At 64.6% G+C, this 17,782-nt stretch carries 16 protein-coding genes and 1 pseudogene; 6 read left to right on the top strand and 11 right to left on the bottom strand.

Features of this window, described 5'->3' with window-relative positions; genetic code table 11:
- The first annotated feature begins 242 nt into the window (after positions 1-242).
- Positions 243-1,253: a replication protein RepA gene (locus CFB17_RS12875; protein ID WP_088561969.1), complete on the top strand. Its 1,011-nt coding sequence runs from the start codon at positions 243-245 to the stop codon at positions 1,251-1,253.
- 75 nt (positions 1,254-1,328) lie between these two features.
- Here the strand turns inward: CFB17_RS12875 and panS are convergent, their stop codons facing one another.
- Together panS and CFB17_RS12865 are read right to left on the bottom strand one after the other, a co-directional pair.
- Complete coding sequence (gene panS / locus CFB17_RS12870; protein WP_088562072.1) at positions 1,329-2,270, bottom strand: ketopantoate/pantoate/pantothenate transporter PanS; 942 nt, start codon at positions 2,268-2,270, stop codon at positions 1,329-1,331.
- Between the two features lie 94 nt (positions 2,271-2,364).
- Positions 2,365-2,892, bottom strand: coding sequence for a 2,4'-dihydroxyacetophenone dioxygenase family protein (locus CFB17_RS12865; protein WP_207762072.1), 528 nt, complete (start codon positions 2,890-2,892; stop codon positions 2,365-2,367).
- Positions 2,893-3,100: 208 nt separating this feature from the next.
- On the opposite strand from CFB17_RS12865, the pseudogene CFB17_RS20090 reads away from it, so the two are divergent.
- Positions 3,101-3,313: pseudogene (locus CFB17_RS20090) on the top strand (hypothetical protein); the annotation flags it as partial.
- On the opposite strand, the gene CFB17_RS12855 reads toward CFB17_RS20090, so the two are convergent.
- Genes CFB17_RS12855 through CFB17_RS12835 form a run of 5 tightly spaced genes read right to left on the bottom strand, consistent with a single transcriptional unit; the run spans position 3,314 to position 7,588 of the window.
- Positions 3,314-4,288, bottom strand: coding sequence for a 5-oxoprolinase subunit C family protein (locus tag CFB17_RS12855; RefSeq protein ID WP_088561967.1), 975 nt, complete (start codon positions 4,286-4,288; stop codon positions 3,314-3,316). It abuts the pseudogene before it with no gap.
- Positions 4,285-5,151 carry a 5-oxoprolinase subunit B family protein gene (locus tag CFB17_RS12850; protein WP_088561966.1) on the bottom strand — a complete coding sequence of 289 codons (867 nt, stop codon included), beginning with the start codon at positions 5,149-5,151 and terminating at the stop codon, positions 4,285-4,287. The genes CFB17_RS12855 and CFB17_RS12850 overlap by 4 nt, the downstream gene beginning before the upstream one ends.
- Positions 5,148-6,536, bottom strand: coding sequence for an acetyl-CoA carboxylase biotin carboxylase subunit (locus tag CFB17_RS12845; protein WP_088561965.1), 1,389 nt, complete (start codon positions 6,534-6,536; stop codon positions 5,148-5,150). Before CFB17_RS12845 ends, CFB17_RS12850 begins: the two co-directional genes overlap by 4 nt.
- On the bottom strand, positions 6,536-6,778 hold the full coding sequence (locus CFB17_RS12840) for an acetyl-CoA carboxylase (protein ID WP_088561964.1): 243 nt from the start codon (positions 6,776-6,778) through the stop codon (positions 6,536-6,538). Before CFB17_RS12840 ends, CFB17_RS12845 begins: the two co-directional genes overlap by 1 nt.
- Positions 6,779-6,802: 24 nt before the next feature.
- Positions 6,803-7,588, bottom strand: coding sequence for a 5-oxoprolinase subunit PxpA (locus CFB17_RS12835; RefSeq protein WP_088561963.1), 786 nt, complete (start codon positions 7,586-7,588; stop codon positions 6,803-6,805).
- Between the two features lie 211 nt (positions 7,589-7,799).
- Between CFB17_RS12835 and CFB17_RS12830 the strand changes: the two genes are divergently transcribed.
- Genes CFB17_RS12830 through CFB17_RS12820 form a run of 3 tightly spaced genes read left to right on the top strand, consistent with a single transcriptional unit; the run spans position 7,800 to position 12,762 of the window.
- Positions 7,800-9,836 carry a hydantoinase/oxoprolinase family protein gene (locus CFB17_RS12830; protein WP_207762071.1) on the top strand — a complete coding sequence of 679 codons (2,037 nt, stop codon included), beginning with the start codon at positions 7,800-7,802 and terminating at the stop codon, positions 9,834-9,836.
- A gap of 3 nt (positions 9,837-9,839) precedes the next feature.
- Entirely contained in the window at positions 9,840-11,786 is a 1,947-nt protein-coding gene (locus tag CFB17_RS12825) for a hydantoinase B/oxoprolinase family protein (RefSeq protein WP_088561961.1), read from the top strand.
- A gap of 49 nt (positions 11,787-11,835) precedes the next feature.
- Positions 11,836-12,762, top strand: a complete 927-nt coding sequence (locus CFB17_RS12820; RefSeq protein ID WP_207762070.1) for an aminotransferase class IV — start codon at positions 11,836-11,838, stop codon at positions 12,760-12,762.
- A 28-nt stretch (positions 12,763-12,790) separates the two neighbouring features.
- Here CFB17_RS12820 and CFB17_RS12815 read toward each other — a convergent pair whose 3' ends face one another.
- The 4 genes from CFB17_RS12815 to CFB17_RS12800 are packed head-to-tail and all read right to left on the bottom strand — an operon-like array spanning position 12,791 to position 16,315.
- Entirely contained in the window at positions 12,791-13,864 is a 1,074-nt protein-coding gene (locus tag CFB17_RS12815) for a branched-chain amino acid ABC transporter permease (RefSeq protein WP_088561960.1), read from the bottom strand.
- Positions 13,861-14,775 (bottom strand): branched-chain amino acid ABC transporter permease, encoded by a 915-nt coding sequence (locus CFB17_RS12810; protein ID WP_088561959.1) that lies wholly within the window; start codon positions 14,773-14,775, stop codon positions 13,861-13,863. Before CFB17_RS12810 ends, CFB17_RS12815 begins: the two co-directional genes overlap by 4 nt.
- On the bottom strand, positions 14,772-15,515 hold the full coding sequence (locus CFB17_RS12805; RefSeq protein ID WP_088561958.1) for an ABC transporter ATP-binding protein: 744 nt from the start codon (positions 15,513-15,515) through the stop codon (positions 14,772-14,774). The genes CFB17_RS12810 and CFB17_RS12805 overlap by 4 nt, the downstream gene beginning before the upstream one ends.
- Positions 15,515-16,315, bottom strand: coding sequence for an ABC transporter ATP-binding protein (locus CFB17_RS12800; RefSeq protein ID WP_088561957.1), 801 nt, complete (start codon positions 16,313-16,315; stop codon positions 15,515-15,517). The genes CFB17_RS12805 and CFB17_RS12800 overlap by 1 nt, the downstream gene beginning before the upstream one ends.
- Before the next feature lie 252 nt (positions 16,316-16,567).
- On the opposite strand from CFB17_RS12800, the gene CFB17_RS12795 reads away from it, so the two are divergent.
- Positions 16,568-17,770, top strand: coding sequence for an ABC transporter substrate-binding protein (locus CFB17_RS12795; RefSeq protein WP_207762069.1), 1,203 nt, complete (start codon positions 16,568-16,570; stop codon positions 17,768-17,770).
- The last annotated feature ends 12 nt before the right edge of the window (positions 17,771-17,782 follow it).

The following is a 17,782-nucleotide window of genomic DNA, read 5'->3' as shown; positions in this document are numbered from 1 at the left end:
TCGGTAACTAGACGCGCTTATCAATTGATCGGAATCTTGATTCTCATGAGTCTTGATAAGGCGCGTCTAGTTACCGAGGGCTTGCGCGCCTGCTCACCGATGAGAACGCGTCTTCCTACCGATAATGGGGATCGCCAGGCCGTCGCAGCCGCGCCTAGTTACCGTGGAAAACGCGCCTGCATACCGTCTTTGCGTCAGGCAGACTCTGGCCTATCGTGGCTTAACGTCGTGGAGGAGAGAACATGGCTCAAGCCGAACGGGCCCACCAGCTCGTGCGCGTCTATGGGCGCGACGAAGGTCTGAAGCGTGCGGCCGACGAGATCGTCGATCCCAAACTGGTCGACATCGTCCGACGATTCTACGAGGCGGACAGCAGCGATGCCGGGATCTCCTACGCCGGATTCTGCATCCTCAATCTGCCAAGGCGTCGTCGCGATGGCGATCTCTCTTCATGGGAGCGAACGCTCCATCGGCCGGATTTCTCCTGCAGCCTTTCCGTCGAGCCCGGGAAGCTCATGGTCGAGGGACAAAACAGGACGTTTGGCGTGCCTTTCGGCTCGGCCGCGCGCATCCTGCTGATCTACATGCAGCGCGAAGCCCTCTTGAATCGCTCGCGGCAGATCGAGCTCGGCAGCTCGATGTATGGCTGGCTCAAGCATGTGGGCTTTCATGTGGGCGGTTCCGATTATCGCCGAGTCCGCGACCAGCTTCTGCGCATCGCCGCCTGTTCGCTGCGCTTCACCTGGGGGGAAAAGAACGCCAAGGGCGATACGCTCACCGCTTTCAAGAAAGACACGATCGTCGAGAGCGGCGTGCTTGTCATGACAGAGCGCGGCGACCAGCGGCAATACCCGATCTGGCAGGACCATATCGTGCTCTCCAATTCCTTTTACGAGGAAATCGTCCGTCGTCCCGTGCCTGTCGACCTGGCGGCGATCGCGGCCCTCAACCAGTCGCCCTTCGCCCTCGATGTCTATTGCTGGCTAGCCTATCGTCTGCACGTACTGGAGCGTGAGACGCTTTGCGCCTGGGGCTCTTTGAAGGAGCAGTTCGGGCCGGATTACAGTCGTGCCCGGCAGTTCCGGGAGGCCTTCCGCGAAGCCATTGAGGCAGCACTCTGCGCCTATCCCGGCGCCCGGGTGACGATCGATGATCGCGGCGTGACGCTGCATCCGTCGCCGGCACCGGTGCGCGACATGTCGCTCGGGCGACGGACCAGCCTCAAGGCCATCGAGGGCGCAATCCCTTTTTAAACAGCGGCGGGTACCGTCTCCGGCACGCTCCCGGAAGCTAGAGCTTCGGGGCCAGGGAAACGCCGCCGATGAAGCTCAAGCCTCGTGTGCGCGCTCGACGGCAGGATTATGGACCGGCTTGCCGGCCCAGTAGCCGGCCAGAAGCGAGCCTGAGAAATTGTGCCAGACGGAAAACAGAGCGCCGGGCAGGGCAGCCAGGGGGCCGAAATAGACCTTGCCCAGCGTGGCGGCCAGGGCCGAATTCTGCATCCCGACCTCGAAGGCAAGCGTGCGGCAGATGCTCTCGTCAAAGCCCAGAAGCCTGCCGCCCCAATAGCCGCCGAGGAGCCCGAGGCCGTTATGGAGGACGACCGCGGCCATGACGATTGGACCCATGGCGGCGATGCTGGCGCGGCTGGCCGCCACCACCGCGCCGATGATGAGCAAGATGGCCAACATCGAGACGAGGGGAAGTGCGGTTTCCGCCCGGCGAACGACCGAATGCGCCAGGTGATTAACGGCGATGCCCAGCGCTACCGGGATCGCCACGATCTCGACGATGCTGACGAGCATGCCCCAGCTATCGACGTGGATCGAGGTATCGACGAGCCAGCCCGTCAAGAGCGGCGTGGCGACGACCCCGACCAGGGTTGAGATTGCGCTGATGCTGATGGAGAGCGCCACATCGCCTTTGGAGAGATAGATCATCACGGTCGAGGCCGTGCCGCTGGCAACGGATCCGACGAGGATCGTGCCGGCCGCCAATTCGGGCGGCATCTGCAGGAGGCGCGTGATCAGGAATGCCGCCAACGGCATGACGACATAATGAACGACAATTCCGGCGATGACCGGCGCTGGCCGGGTCACGATGCGGCGGAAATCGGCGAGCGTCAGGGTCACTCCCATGCCGAACATGATGAGCATCAAGAGCCAGGCCACATAGGGCCCGAGCGGCGTGAAGCTCGCGGGTAGAAAATAGGCGGCAAGGGCGACGAGCACCGCCCAGAGCGGAAAGAGTTGGGTGATGCGCGACATGATCCAAACATCCGGCCAAGACAGGTGCCTCGAAAGCAGGCACGCGGGCGGTGCGGATATCACCAAAAACCGTCCATCGCCACCAGCGTTGTTGGGCCTAGCGTGTGAGAGCGTCGATGATCTTGGGGTCGAGGCCGCTTTCCTCGACATATTTGAGGAGATTGTCGCGTTTGGTGAAGACGTCCTCGTAGCCGAGTGCGACCCCCATGGGATCGACATAGGTATAGCCGCCGGTCACATGAAAAAGGGTGATCATCTCGGTGACACCCTCTGGGACCACCAGTGTGTGGGTCTCGCCAGGCGGCTCGAAGGCATAGTCGCCGACTCGCGCCACCCAGTCATGCTCCAGATAATGCCAAGAACCCCTGAGCGTGAAGGCATGGACAGGGCCGGAATGACGATGGCGCGAGAGGATGCCGGCGCGTCTGACGCGCAGGAGATTGACGTAATAGCCCTGGCTCACGCCAAGCACGAGCGGCTTGAACCAGACGTTTGGCGCCTGCGGCACCCAGAGCGGATCGTCGTCACGAAGCGCGAGAGCGGAGGGGACGAAGATGTCGGGCATCATGCCCCTGGGCTGTGGCAGCTGATAGGCGATGCGGCTGGGGTCTTGCTGGCCGGCCATGGCATGCTCTCCCTGAGATCAGGATTAGAAAACAAAGAAATTCAACTAGCGGGCCCGGCTCGCAACTGGCCTGGGAGACATTCCTTGCATCACGCGCCGGCACCTTGAGCGATCGGCTGAACGATTTCCTGGTCTTCCAGCACATCGTCGTGGCCGGTGGCTTTTTTAATGCTGCGGCGCGCACGCTGGGCATAACGGGGGAGGGGAGGGCCCGCTGCGGCTGCACGCGCTACCCACCTTCGTCTTGTGCCAATTGCCATCCCTGCTGGTCGCATGCCGCCGCCATCCGGGTTTGAGACTCAATCTCATTCCCGGCAGCGAACCGATCGACCTTGTCGAACAGAGCGTCGACATCTCGATCTGGAGCTGCCATCTGGCGGCCGCGCATTTAGCGACGCTGCCATGGCGGCAGGCTGCCTGATCAGGCGAGCGCGCTGCGGATGCGCTCCAGATCGGCTCGATGCGTCGCGCGGGCCGCCAGCGCCGTTTCCATGTCGACGCGCTCGAAGCGGACCGGCACGTGCGGCTGGAGCTGGGCGATCAGGTCCATATCGGCCGAGATGACGGTGGCCGGCATGAAATAGCCACCGCCCGAGACGGCATCGCGATGGAGCACGATTGGCTCCGTGCCGCCTGGGATCTGGATGGAGCCGTAGCTGTAGCAGCCATCGACGATGTTGGAGGGATCGGAGCCGGCGCCGAAGGGCGGCTCGCGCGGCACGAAGTCCAGGGGGCGCCCGCCCCTGAAGCGATAGCCGATCCGATCCGCCTCGGGAGCCACCTTCCAGGTATCCTCGAAGAACTGGGCCTGCGCCTGTTCGGTGATGCGCTCCCAGAACTGTCCAGGCAGGGCACGCAGGCGGATCTCCTTGGGCAGGACGGGCCGGAGCGAGTCGGGCAGGCTGCGCCCGGCGCGGCCGCCGTTACCGGCCGGGCCCAGCTGTAATTCGTCACCGGCCTGGAGCTTGCGGCCCTGGAAGCCGCCGAGCGTGCCCAGCGCATAGGTGGAGCGCGAGCCTAGCACCAGCGGCACGTCGATCCCGCCTTCGATCGCCAGATAGGCGCGCGCACCCGCCTTGAGGAAGTCGAAGCTCAGCGTCTGGCCGGCCTTGACCGGCAGGGCTGTCCATGTCGGCTGCGGCTGACCATCCAGCTTGGGCGGGATCTCGCCCCCGGTGATCGCGATCAGCGCGTCCCTGGCGAAGATCAGCTCCGGGCCCATGAAGACGATCTCGAGCCCGGCTGCTCCCTCGTCGTTGCCGACCAGAAGGTTGGCCGTGCGCAACGCGATCTGATCCATGGCGCCGGAGAGCGGGATGCCCAGATGGAAATAGCCGGGGCGCCCCAGGTCCTGCACGGTCGTGGCCAGCCCCGGCTTCGTCACCTTGAAACTCATGGCAGCGCTCCCTCGAGCTTTCGGATCGTCCCCAGGCGATCGGCCTTGTATTCGTCGAGCGAGAAACGGACCTTGCCGATCCTGGCCTCGAAGCGGCAGGCCTCGACCTCGGCTGCCATGGCATCATAGGTGGCGCGATCGATCGGGCGGTAGCGGACGAAGTCGCCCGGCTTGAAGAGGACCATGTTCTCCTTGAGATGCGGCTGGGTTTGGCTTGGATCGTAGATCGGCAATGGCGTGACGCCGAACATCTGGTAGCCGCCGGCCCCGCGCACCGAGTAGATCGAGCCGAAGGCGCCGCCATGGGCAACGCAGAGCTTGGGGGTGTCCGTGCGGGGGCGGAGATATTTCGGCGACTGGATCTGCTTCTCCCGCTCGACCAGTTGGTAGAGCCAGGGCAGGCCGGCCACGAAACCCACCATCGAGATGATCCAGGGCGTGCCGTGATGGGCGGCGATCAGCTCGGCATTCGTCGCATAGCCGTTGATCTTGCGCGTATAGTCGAGATCGGTGCCAGACGGGTCCTGGTGTCGCTCGCGAAAGCGCATCAGCGTCTCGTAAGTCCAAGGATCCTCGTAGAAGACCGGTACCTCGACGATGCGCGTCTCGATGAGCTGGGGGCCGTGCTCCGCCTCTTCCTCCAGTTCCTTGACGAGGGCCAGCATGTCGTCGGGCTTGATCACGTCCGGATCGAAGCGCACCTGGAAGGAGGCGTTGGCGGCGCAGACCTCGGTGACGCCTTTGATCTTCGCCTCACGCACGAGATTGGTGATCGAGAGACCTTTGAAAAAGGCATCGAGCGACATTTCGGGCGCCAGTTCGCCATAGACATGTTCGTCGCCGCCAAAGGCATAGCGCGTCATTGGATTGCCTCCTCGGTCGCGGCCGCGAGCCTGCTCGGCTCCGCTGCCAGCCAGCGTTCAAGATAGCCCGTATCGAAGCGGCCGCCCCGGACGTCCGGGGCGGCCAGGAGGGCCGCGTGCAGGCCCCTGGTCGTCGGCACGCCCTCGATAACGAGGCCGGCCAGCGCCGCTTCCAGGCGGCGAAGGGCCGCCGCGCGGTCGTCGCCATGGACGATCAGCTTGCCCAGAAGCGAATCGTAGAATGGTGGGATCGTGTAGCCCTCGAAGAGATGACTGTCGAAGCGGATGCCCTGGCCCTCGGGTACGATCAGCCGGGTGATCGTACCGGGCGAAGGAAGGAAGCCCCGGGCGGGGTCCTCGGCATTGAGGCGCACCTCGATCGCATGCCCCTTGAGCTTCACATCGCTCTGCTGGAGCTCCAGCCTGCCACCTCCGGCGATCTCGATCATCGCCTGGACGAGGTCGACGCCGGTGATCATCTCGGAGACCGGATGCTCGACCTGGATGCGGGTATTCATCTCGATGAAATAAAAGGCCTGGCGCGTGGCGTCATAAAGATATTCGAGCGTGCCGGCGCCGCGATAAGCGACGCGCTCGGCCAAGGCTACCGCCGAGGCGCAAAGCGCCGCTCGGGTCGGGGCGTCGAGACAGCTGGCCGGCGCTTCCTCCCATACCTTCTGGCGACGACGCTGTAGCGAGCATTCGCGCTCGAAGAGATGAATCGCCCGCTCGCCGTCGCCCAGGATCTGCACTTCCACATGCCGGGCATTGGTGATGAAGGCCTCGAGATAGAGGCCGCCATCGCCAAAGGCGGCCTTGGCCTCGGCATGGGCCAGGGGAAACTGGGTCGCCAGCTCGGTCTCATCCTTGACGATGCGGATGCCGCGTCCACCGCCGCCGGCCGCGGCCTTGATCATGACCGGATAGCCGATCGTCTCGGCTGCGGCCCGGGCCGCTTCCAGATCCTCCAGGCGCCCAGGGCTGCCGGGCACTGTCGGCACGCCCGCCGCCTTGGCCGCCGCCCGGGCACTGGCCTTGTCGCCCATCAAGCGAATGGTGGCAGGGCTGGGGCCGACGAAGATCATCCCCGCTTCCTCGACCGCCTCGGCAAAAGCGGCGTTCTCGGCCAGGAAGCCGTAGCCCGGATGCACGGCGTCAGCACCGGCATCCTTGGCGGCCTCGATCAAGGCAGGGATGGCGAGATAGGACTTGGCGGCCTGGGGCGGTCCGATCAGCCGCGCATGGTCGGCGTGGCGCACGGGCAGCGAGTCCGCGTCGGCCTTGCTGAAGGCCTGGACGGTCTCTATGCCCATGGCTCGGGCGGCTCTGCCGATCCGATAGGCGATCTCGCCGCGATTGGCGATGAAGAGACGGCCAATCGGCATCAGGCGTCGATCTCGTAGAGCGGCTGGCCCGCCATGACCGCCTCTTCGTCCTCCACCAGGAAGGCCTTGAGCGTGCCGGCGATCTCGGCCTTCACCTCGTTGAACGTCTTCATGACCTCGATGAGGCCGATCGTGTCGCCGACTGCGACCGGATCGCCCTCATTCTTGAAAGCCGGCTGGTCCGGCGAAGGCCGGCGATAGAAGGTGCCGGGGAGAGGACAGGGGACTTGCGTGGTCGCCATGAAGAGAGCCCTTTCGCGTTGTTTTCAGATCGTTGCCAGGACATCGGTGATGGGTGCCACCTCGATGCCGCCTTCCGCCAACGCTGCCCGGATGCCCTTGGCCATTTCGAGCGAGCCCGGCGTGTCGGAATGAAAGCAGATCGATTCGAACGCGACTTCGATGTCCTCGCCCTCGACCGTCGTCACCAGCCCCTCGCGACAGGCGCGCAGCACCTTCTGTCCCACGGTAGCTGGATCCATGCGGTCCACCTTGCGGGCAAAGACGATGTTGCCATCAGGCCCGTAGTCGCGATCGGCATAGAACTCCCGGATGACCGGCAGGCCCCTGGCCTGCGCTGCCTTCACCGTTTCCCAGACCTGCATGCCCATGACGAAGAGCGTGGGCTCGATCGCTTCTATCGTCGCTGCGAAAGCTTCGGCCAGGACCGGATCGGCGCCCGCATCGAGGGCGAGGGCGCCATGCAGTTTTACGTGCTGGAGCGGAACACCGTGCCGGCGGCCGAATTCGCGTACCGCACCCATCTGGTAGACAATGTCATTGACCAGTTCTTCGGCAGGTGCCTTGAGCGTGCGCCGGCCGAAGCCCTGCAGGTCGGCATAGCCCGGGTGGGCGCCAAGCCCGACGCCGTTAGCCTTGGCCAGCCTGACTGAGCGGTCGAGATGATTGGGATCGCCGCCGTGGAAGCCGGCCGCCACGTTGGCGCTCGTGATGAGCGGCATCAGCAGCTCATCGTCGGTGAGGCCAAGGCGCCAGGCTCCGAAGGCCTCACCCATGTCGCAGTTGATGTCGATTTTTGGTCGGTAAGTCATGCACCGCTCCATGCATGCCGCGTGCCGGGGCATCGATACCTGCGCCGGGCGCCGGCGCAAAGGCGTTCTGCCGAAAAATCAAGCGCCGGTCAGCGGACTGGTCATTCTGTGATCACACAGGCTTGCGCTCCGCCCGGCCGCCGGTCAAGCTGGCGGATTGATGGCACGAAGATTGCCAATCGAGCATGCTCGGGCGCGGGGAGGAACGTTAGTGGATCAGGCGAGCCTTCGGGTGGCCGTCGATATTGGCGGCACATTCACCGATATCTGCGTCCTCGACGAGACGACACGGGAACTGCGCGTCTTCAAGACGCCCTCGACGCCCGATCCGATCGAAGGCGTGATGAAAGGGCTCCATGAGGGTGGCATCGATCTGTCGCGCGTCGTCCTCTTCTCGCATGGGACAACGGTTGCGACCAATGCGTTGATCACGCGGCGTCTGCCCAAGGCCGCCATGGTCTGCACGGCCGGGTTTCGCGACGTCATCGAGATCCGCCGCGCCAACAAGGAAGATCTCTGGGACGCCTACAAGGACGTGGCGCCGCCTTATATACGCCGTCGCGACCGGTTGACGGTGCCGGAGCGGGTGGATGCGGCCGGCAATGTCGTCTGGGCGCTGGACGAGGAAGCGGCCCGCGATGTGGCGCGTATCTTGAAGGCGCGACAGGTGACGGCTGTCGCGGTCTGCTTCGTGAACGCCTTCGTCAATCCCGTCAACGAATTGCGTATGCGGGCCATCCTGGAGGCGACGTTGCCGGGTGTCGCCATTTCGACCTCGTCCGAGGTGCTGCCCGAGATCTTCGAGCATGAGCGGTTCTCAACCACGGTCGTGAACGCGATCCTGCGGCCTGTGGCCGGCGATTATATCGGTCGGCTCTCGCAAAGGCTGCGCGAGGGCGGGCTTAAGAGCGAGCTGCTGCTCCTCCATAGCGGCGGCGGTGTGATGACCGCCAATACGGCGCAGGACTTCGCCGGGCGCCTGGCGGGCTCGGGTATAGCCGCCGGTGCTATCGCCAGTCGCCACATCGCCATGCTCTGCGGCTATCAAAATTCGATCGGCGTCGACATGGGTGGTACCAGCGCCGACGTCTCGCTCGTCTTCGAGGGCCAGAGCCGGGTGACGAAAGATTGGCATATCCAGTTCGGCTATCCGATCCGCTTTCCCTCCATCGAGGTTTTGACGATCGGCGCCGGTGGCGGCTCGCTCGCCTGGATCGACGATGCGGGTGCGCTCCATAACGGCCCGCAATCGGCTGGCGCCAATCCCGGTCCCGCCTGCTATGGCAACGGCAACGAGGTCGCTACCAACACGGACGCGAACCTGGCGCTGGGGCGCCTGGGCGAGGGCCTGGCCGGCGGTGAGATTCGCCTGGATAGGGAATTGGCCCTGCGCGCGGTCGAGCGGACCGTGGCTGGCCCCCTTGGCCTGGAACAGGGCGAGGCCGCCAAGGCCATTCTCTCGGTTGCCAATGCCAACATGGCCGATGCCGTCCGTCTGATCTCGATCAGTCGCGGCTATGATCCGCGCGACTTCGCGCTCGTGGCCTTTGGCGGCGCGGGCGCCCTGCACGGCGCCGCCTTGGCCAAGGAGCTGGCGGTCCCGGTTGTCATCGTGCCGCCCGCGCCCGGGGTTACCTCGGCCTTGGGCTGCCTGCTCGTCGATATCCGTCACGATCTGGCGGAGAGCTGCCTTGTGCCGGCCGCCGATGCGGCCACCGCCGATATCGAGGCTCGGTTTGCGGCTCTCGAGGGTCAGGCGCGCGAGCGGCTGGCGGCGGACGGCGTGCCGCCCGAGGGCATGACGCTCAGCCGCTCGATCGACATGATGTATCAGGGCCAGTGGCGCTCCTTGAGCGTCCCGGTGCCGGCCCCGCTGACCTCGATCGTCGAGGCGGTGGCGTCCTTTCACGACCTGCATGAGCGCGAATATAATTTCCGCCGCGACACGGCACCGGTCGGTCTCTATCGCTTGAATCTGGTCGCGGTCGGCACGACGCCCAAGGCGGAACTGGCCGAGCGGCTGCCGGGTGTCATGCCTGAGCCGAAATCCCGTCGTCTGGTCGATTTCGACGAGACGGCCACGCCCGTCGACACGCCTGTCTATTGGCGGGAGGATCTCCCGGCCGGGGTCAGCTTCTCCGGACCGGCCATCGTCGATCAGCTCGATTCGACGACGGTCATACCCCCCGGCGTGCAAGCCGGCGTCGATCGCTGGCAGAATCTCATTCTCAAGATCGCGGAGGTCTGAACGGTGAGCCAGTCCCTGCACCCTGTTACCTTCGAGGTCTTGAAGAACGCCTTCATCACCGCCGTCGACCAGATGGGCGAGCAGGTGCTGCGCACCTGCTACTCCTTCGTCATCTACAACCGCGATTTCTCGAGCGCGTTGCACGATGCCAGCGGCGATTCGATCGCTCAGGGCAATCACGATATCGCCGTGCATGTCGGCACCCTGCATCTCACCTGCAAGGACGCGATCCGCGTCTTCAACGGCGAGATGCGCGAGGGCGATGTCTATCTGGTCAACGATCCTTATGCGGGCGGCACGCATTTTCCCGACGTGCGCGTCATCCGGCCGATCTTCGTGGACGGCGAGGTGATCGCCTTTGCCCAGTCGAACGGCCATTGGTCGGATGTGGGCGGCAGCGTGCCGGGCTCGTTCGACGTCGGGGCCAAGGACATGTTCAAGGAAGGCCTCCGCATCACGCCCGTGCGGATCTACGACGGGGGCCGCTTCTGCCACGACGTCGCCAACATGATCGCCGCCAACACGCGCGATCCGGCCTCGATCATCGGCGACATGATGAGCCAGTCGGAGGCCACGCGCGTGGCCGAGCGCGAATTGCTCCGCCTGGTCGGCAAATACGGCAAGGCCACGGTCGTTCAGGGCTTCGCCGAGGTGCAGGACTATGTCGAGCGGGCGACGCGGCAGCGCATCGCGGCCCTTCCCGACGGGACCTGGGAGACGGTCGACCATATCGACCGTGACCCGGCTGGTGCCGAGGGGCTGATCCCGATCAGGATCAAGCTTTCGATCAAGGGTGACGAGGTCGTCTACGACTTCACCGGCAGCCATCCTTGCATCGGCACGCTCTACAATTCGGCCTTCGGCACGACATTCTCGGCCGTCGTGGCTGGGATGAAGACCTTTTTTCCCGACCTGCCGCTCAATTCGGGCTTCTACCGGCCGATCAAGGTGATCGCGCCGGACGATTCGGTCGTCAGCGCGCGCTGGCCGGTGGCGGTCACGGGCTTCTTGATGCCTTTTGAGAAGATCATGAACTCGATCTACGAGATCTGGTCAAAGATCATGCCCGAGCGGGCCATGTCCTGCGCCTTCAATCTCGAATATCTTTTGACCGGCGGCCGCGACCGCCGGGCCGATGCGGCCTCGATCTTCATGTTCTACGACTGGCTGCCGGGCGGCTGGGGCGCCAGGAACGGCAAGGACGGCGCCAATGTGACAACGGCCTGCTTTGGCACCGGCTTGATGGCGCAGCCCGTCGAGGGCCAGGAGCGCACCAGTCCGATCTTGTGCAACGAGATGGAGATCTTGACCGATTCGCCGGGGCCAGGGCGCTGGCGGGGCGGTGCCGGGGTGCGTAAGACCAGCACCCTGGGCGAGGCCGATCAGGCCGTCATCTCCTATATCTGCGATCGCGAGCGGGCGATCGTCTGGGGGACGAATGGCGGCCTGCCGGCCATGCCGCACGGCCTCAAACTCGTGCGCCGGGCATCCGGCAAGGAGGAGTGGCTGGGCACGATCTTCTCCGACGTGCCGATCGAGAAGGGCGACGTCTTCTCGCGGCCGACCTCGGGAGGCGGCGGCTTCGGCGACCCCTTGCTGCGCGATCCGGCCCTGGTCGTCGAGGACGTCGCGGACGATTATGTTTCGATCGAGCGGGCGGCCAAGGATTATGGCGTCGTCATCGAGGTGGTCGATCGGGACCTGGCCGAGTTCAAGGTGGACGAGGCGGCCACAAAGCTGCTGCGTGCCGAGATCCGAGCAGCACGGGCCAGCTGGCTCGAGGCCGATCCCGAGACGATCGCCGAACGATATCGGGCGGGCGAGCTCGATGCCCTCGATCTCGTCCGCCGCTATGGCGTGATCGTCGACTGGGGCACGGGCGAGCTCATGCCGAACTCGACGAGCGAGTTCCGACGCATGATGCAGTTGCGCTCGGCGGCGCACTGGTAGGATCTCAAGGCTCAATCGAGCCCTCTTGTTGTGCATGAAAGGAATGCGGATGGACTTGGTGCAGGACGCCGACTGGTCGAAAGGCGCTGCCTATATCGATGGTCAGGTGATGCCGGTCGCGGAGGCCAAGATCCCCATCACCGACTGGGGCTACCGACGCTCGGATGTGACCTATGACGTGGTCGGGGTCTATTACGGCAGCTTTTTTCGTCTGGACGAGCATATCGCCCGTTTTCGTCGCTCGATGCAGGAGCTCCGCATGGAGCCCAAGGAGAGCGACGCCGAATTAAGGCAGATCCTCATCGACCTCGTGCGTAGGACCGGCCTGCGCGAGGCCTATGTGGCGATGGACTGCCTGCGCGGCCGCCCGCCGCGGGGCGTGCCGTTCCATCCGGCCTTCGCCAAGCCCTATATCGCCGCCTTTGCCATCCCCTGGGTCTGGCTCTTCACCGAGGAGCAGCAGGCGCGCGGCGTGCACGCGATCATCGCCAAGACGCCGCGCATAGCCCCGGAATCCGTCGATCCGACAGTCAAGAACTTCCATTGGGGCGATCTTACCAAGGCGCTGTTCGAGGCCGAGGAAGCCGGTGCCGAGACCGCTTTTCTTCTCGACCAGGCAGGCTTTTTGACCGAGGGGCCTGGTTATAACTGCTTTGCCGTTATCGATGGCACCGTGGTGAGTCCGCCGCGCGGTGCACTGCTCGGTCAGACGCGCGATTCGGTCTACGAGCTCTGTCAGGAGCTGGGTATCCCGCACGACATCCGGCCTATCTCCAAGGCCGAGCTCGAGGATGCGGACGAGATCTTCATGTCGACCACGGCTGGCGGCATCATGCCGGTCAGCCGGCTCGGCACCCGTATCCTCGGCAATGACCGGCCGGGCCCGATTTCGGCCACCTTGCGCGAGACCTTCTGGAAGAAGCGCGAGCAAGGCTGGCACGCGACGCCGGTCAATTACGACAAGGCACCGGCTTGAGGCCCTAGAGGCGCCGGCTTCCCAGGGGCTAGCTCCCGAGGGAGGCTGGCGCACCGAGCCCGGTGTCGCCGGTGGCCGCACGCTGCCGGCGGAGGCGTAGCTCACGGCTGCGCGTCAGGCCGGCTGGGAGAAAGATCAAGATCAGCGCCATCGCGATGCCGAGCGCGATCTCCTGCGTGCCCTGCGGCAGGGCAAAGGTGGTGGCGCCCACCGTCACTCCGCCTTCCATCGCCCGGAAGAGCTGAACGAATACTGTAACGGCGATCGTGCCGACGACGGCTCCCGTTACGCTGCCCATGCCGCCCACGATCAGCATCGCCAGCGTCATGAAGGTCATCGGCAAATAGAACATGTCGACGGTCAGGACGCCCAGGAACTGTGCCCAGAGGGTGCCGCCGACGCCGACCACGAAGGCCGAGAGCACGAAGGCCACGAGGCGCACCTTGAGGATGCTGACCCCCGAGGCCCGGGCGGCGACACCATCGTCGCGCGAGGCCCGCAACATCAGCCCCATGCGCGTGTCCTTGAACCAGAAGGCGATCGCGATGGCGCAGAGCGCGAAGGCCAGTGCCATATAGGGATCGACCTCGACGGGAATGCCGATGATCGAGCTCGTGGCGGCCGTTACCGTATCCCAGTTGGAATAGACGTTATTGACGATCGCCAGAAAGGCGAAGGTGGCGATCGAGGCAGCGATGCCCGAGAGGCGCAAGATGGCCGCTCCCAGGATGAGGCCGACAAAGGCCGCGAGGATGCCGCCGCCCGCCACCGCCACGAGGAAGGGATACTGGTTCTCCTGCAGCATCGTAGGCAGGCCCGTCAGCATCAATTGCTTCCACATCGGGTTGCAGGTGGCCCAGGCGGCGACATAGGCGCCGATGCACATGAAACCGATATGACCGAACGAGACGATGCCGGAATTGCCGACGAAGATGGAAAGCCCGACCACCACGGTCAGCCGGATCAGCGTCTCGGTGATGGTGAGCGAGAGATCGTCGCCACCCAACTGGACGGCGATTACGGTCAAGATCGCCACGCCCAGCATGACGAGGACGGGGGGAAGAAGACCGCGGAGCAGACGGCCGGACGGGGTCTCGATCATACGCGCTCCACGAGTGCTTTGGTGGGGATGAGGCCGCTCGGCCGGAAGAGCAGCATCAAGATGACGATCGCGAACACGAAGCTGTCCCGGAAGGGTCGGAATTCCTCGGGCAGATAGGCCTGGAGAAAGACCGAGGCGAAGGCCACGGCAAAGCCGCCGGCGGCGGCACCGAGCAGGCTGCCCATGCCGCCTACGACCGTGGCGATGAAGGCAAAGAGCATGAGGGGTGTCCCCATCGTCTGGCTGAGCGAGCCCGTCTGCGTGAGCAGGAGGAGGGCGGCGACGGCGGCAAGGACGCCCGAGAGCGCAAAGGCCAGCCCTATCACCATGTTGCCACGCACGCCCAGATAGCGCGCCATTTTGAAGTCTTCGGCGGCGGCCCGCATCTGGATGCCGAGCGAGGTTCGCTTCAAGAGAAGCGTAAGCCCCGCCATCAAGACAAGCGTGGCGGCGATCGTGACGATCTGGAGCAACGGAATGTGGAGTTCGCCAAAGGTGATCTGGTAGCTCAGGTCCGACCAGAGATTGGCGCTCTTGGGCCTGGCGCCATAGACCATCAAGATGCCGTTCTGGATGACGTAGCTGACGGCGAAGGAGGCGATCATCAAGGTCGAGGGTTCGGCGCGCCGGATATGGCTGAACACCAGGGCATCCGAAAGCAATGCGGCGATGACGACGATCAGGCAGACCGCAACGATCATCAAGGCAGCGGGCCAGTTGCCGATGAACATATTGGCGACCGCGTCCGCCGAGGGAACGATCAACGCGTAGGCACCAAGCGTGATCAGGTCGCCATAAGAGAAATTGATCAGCCTGAGGATGCCAAAGAGCAGGCCGATGCCGAGTGCGGCCAGGGCATAGAGGCTGCCCAGGGCCAGGGCGTCGATGAGGGTCTGGATGAGATTGATCAAGGGGCGGCCTCCAGAGCGGCGTCGGCCTTGTCGTCGAAGCCGAAATAGGCCCGGGCGATGGCCTCGCCGTCGCGCAACTCCTCGGTGCGCCCATGCAAGAGGATGCGACCGTTGCGGATGACATAGATTCGATCAGAGAAACGCAGCATGCGCTCTGAGCTCTGCTCGTTGATCAAAAGCGTGAGCTGGCGCTCGCGCCTGAGCGACAGCAGCGTCTCATAGACCGTATCGACGATCTTGGGTGCCAGGCCCAGCGACGGCTCGTCGACGAGCAGGAGGCGGGGGCGGGTCATCAGCGCCCGGGCGATGACCAGCATCTGCTGCTCGCCGCCCGAAAGCCGTCCCGCCGGCTGGCGCCAGCGTTCCTTGAGGCGGGGGAAATAGCCAAGCAGCATCTCGGCGTCGGCGGCGGCATGCCGGCGATCCGCCATCGCGTAGGTGCCGATGAAGAGATTTTCCTCGACAGTCAGTGTGCCGAAGACATGGCGTCCCTCGGGAACGAGCGAGATGCCCTGGCGGGCGATGTTCTCGGGCCGCATGCCCAGGATCGGCTTGCCCTCGTAGGTGATGCTGCCGGCTCGAGGCGAGACGCCGCCGGCGATCGCCGCCATGAGGGTCGACTTGCCGGCACCGTTAGGCCCCACGACGCAGACGGCCTCCTGAGCTTCCACATGCAAGGCGACGCCAGCGAGCGCCGTCGTGGCGCCATAGCTGACCGCCAAGCCCTTGATCTCGAGCATCAATGTCCTTCCTCCATGATCTCGAGTTGCTTCTCGCCCTCGCCGCCCAGATAGGAGGCGATGACCGCCTTGTTCTTCTGGATCTGCGCGGGCGTGCCTTCAGCGATGGTACGGCCGCTGTCCAGCACATGGATCATCTCGCAGGTATCCATGACCATGCGCATATTGTGCTCGATCAGGAGGACACCGCATTCGAACGTCTTGGGAATGGCCTTGACCAGGCTGGAGAGCTCGTCGCTCTCTGCATCCGACATGCCGGCGGCCGGCTCGTCCAGGAGGAGGAAGGCCGGGCCCAATAGCAGCGCCCGGGCGATGCCGACCCGGCGCTCGTCGGTATAGGCCAGGGCACCTGCCAGGGTCTCGGCCTTGTCGTCGAGCTTGAGCCACGCCAGGAGTTCCAGGGCCAGTGACCTTGCCCGCCTGCGGCTGAGGCCGAGCCCGGCACCGGTCACCTCGATATTCTCAACGACGCTCAGGGCCTTGAAGAGCCGTCCCGCCTGGAAGGTGCGCGCGACGCCGGCGCGGCGGAAATGCTCGGCCGTCCAGCCTAGCGTGGGAGCGTCCGCCAGGAGGACGCGGCCGTGGGTTGGCGCCTGAAAGCCGGTCAGGCAATTGACGAGCGTGGTCTTGCCGGCGCCATTCGGGCCGATCAGACCCAGGATGTGGCCGCGCTCCAGGGCCAGCGTCACCTCGCTGATGGCTGCAAGGCCGCCGAAGCGGACGGAGATGTTCTCCGCTCGCAGGCTGGCGGCCAGAGGCTGGTCGACGCCAGGCGCGGTCCGACTCGGTCTGGTGATCATTTCGACGCCACCCGCATAAGCTGTGATCACAAATTGCGCGCTCAGCGGGAGAGTGGTTGCAAGCGTCTCCCGCCGCGCTGTCGAACCTGTCTGTCGTGGGTACTGCAAGAACCATGCAATTACCCGGGGACGGAGAAGGCGGGGCCGTCAGGGGGCGCGGTTCCGCGCTTGCCTCCGCATTGGCGGGAGAAGTGGAACAGGACTTGCAGTTTGGCCGCGATCGGCCTCCAGTCAAAGAGGGACAAGCTTATGATGCATCGCAAGTGGGCGGGCATCGCGGCTATTGCCGCGATGCTAGCGCTGAACCCCGTCCAGGGTCGTGCTGCCGACGATATCGTGATGGGCTTTGCTGTGGCCACCTCGGGTGACATGGCGGCCTATGACGGCGATTCCACCAAGATGGCGCAACTCTGGATCGACCAGACGAACGCCAAAGGCGGCCTGTTGGGCAAGCAGCTCAAGGCCGTGATGGCGGATACGAAATCCGATCGCGTCGAGGGTGCGAAGGCGGGGCAGCGAGTGGTCCATGACGGCGCTGCCCTCGTCTTTGCGACCTGCGACTATGATTTCGGCGCCCCTGCCGCTCTTCAGGCGCAGCAGGCGAAGATCATGTCGGTCTTTCTCTGCGCCGGCGATCCCAAGGCGGGTGTCATGGGCGTCGGCCCTTTCTCCTTCACCTCGTCCAACGCCGCCCAGGTCGAAGGGGCGACCATGGCGCAGTGGGGCATGAAGAAGAAGCAGTTCAAAACCGCCTACGTGATCCTGGACGAGAGCCTGGAATATAATAAGTCGGCCTGTGCCGGCTTCGACTGGGCGTATCCGAAAGTAGGCGGCACGATCGTCGGCCGCGACACATTCAAGGGTGCGGACACGTCCCTTGCCTCGCAGATCACGCGCTTTCGCGGCGTGAACGCGCAGACCAAGGTCGATGTCATCATGCTCTGCTCGTCGATGCCGGGGGCCGGCTCGGCGCTGAGGCAGATCCGGGGGGCGGGCATCGACATTCCGGTGTTCGGCTCTCAGTCGATGGATGGCCTCTACTGGCAGACGGCCGTGCCGAACCTGAAGGATTTCTACGTGCCAATCCAGGCCTCATCCTATGGCGACGATCCGAGGCCCGAAGTGAATGCGCTGACCAAGGCCTATGCCGAGAAATACGGCTCCGCGCCGGCCTCGCAATATGCCTATCCGATCTATGCCTGGCTCGACCTCTGGGGCAAGGCCGTGACCAAGGCTGGGACGACCGATGCTGCCGCCGTGACAAAGGTCATGGAGAGCTACAAGGACGAGCCGACGCTGCTCGGGCCACGTACCTTCACGAACAAGCTGCATATCCAAGATCAACCGCTTGAGCTGATCGCCATGGTTGGCAGCGGCAAGGGGCAGGTGATCGATCAGTGGCGGATCGACGAGCCGGTGCCGCCGGCTGTGCTCTATCGCCTCAAGACCAACTGATCGCGACGGGCC

This window comes from Arboricoccus pini, assembly GCF_900187945.1.
Classification (GTDB): domain Bacteria; phylum Pseudomonadota; class Alphaproteobacteria; order Geminicoccales; family Geminicoccaceae; genus Arboricoccus; species Arboricoccus pini.
This window is presented reverse-complemented; position numbering and strand designations above follow the sequence as displayed.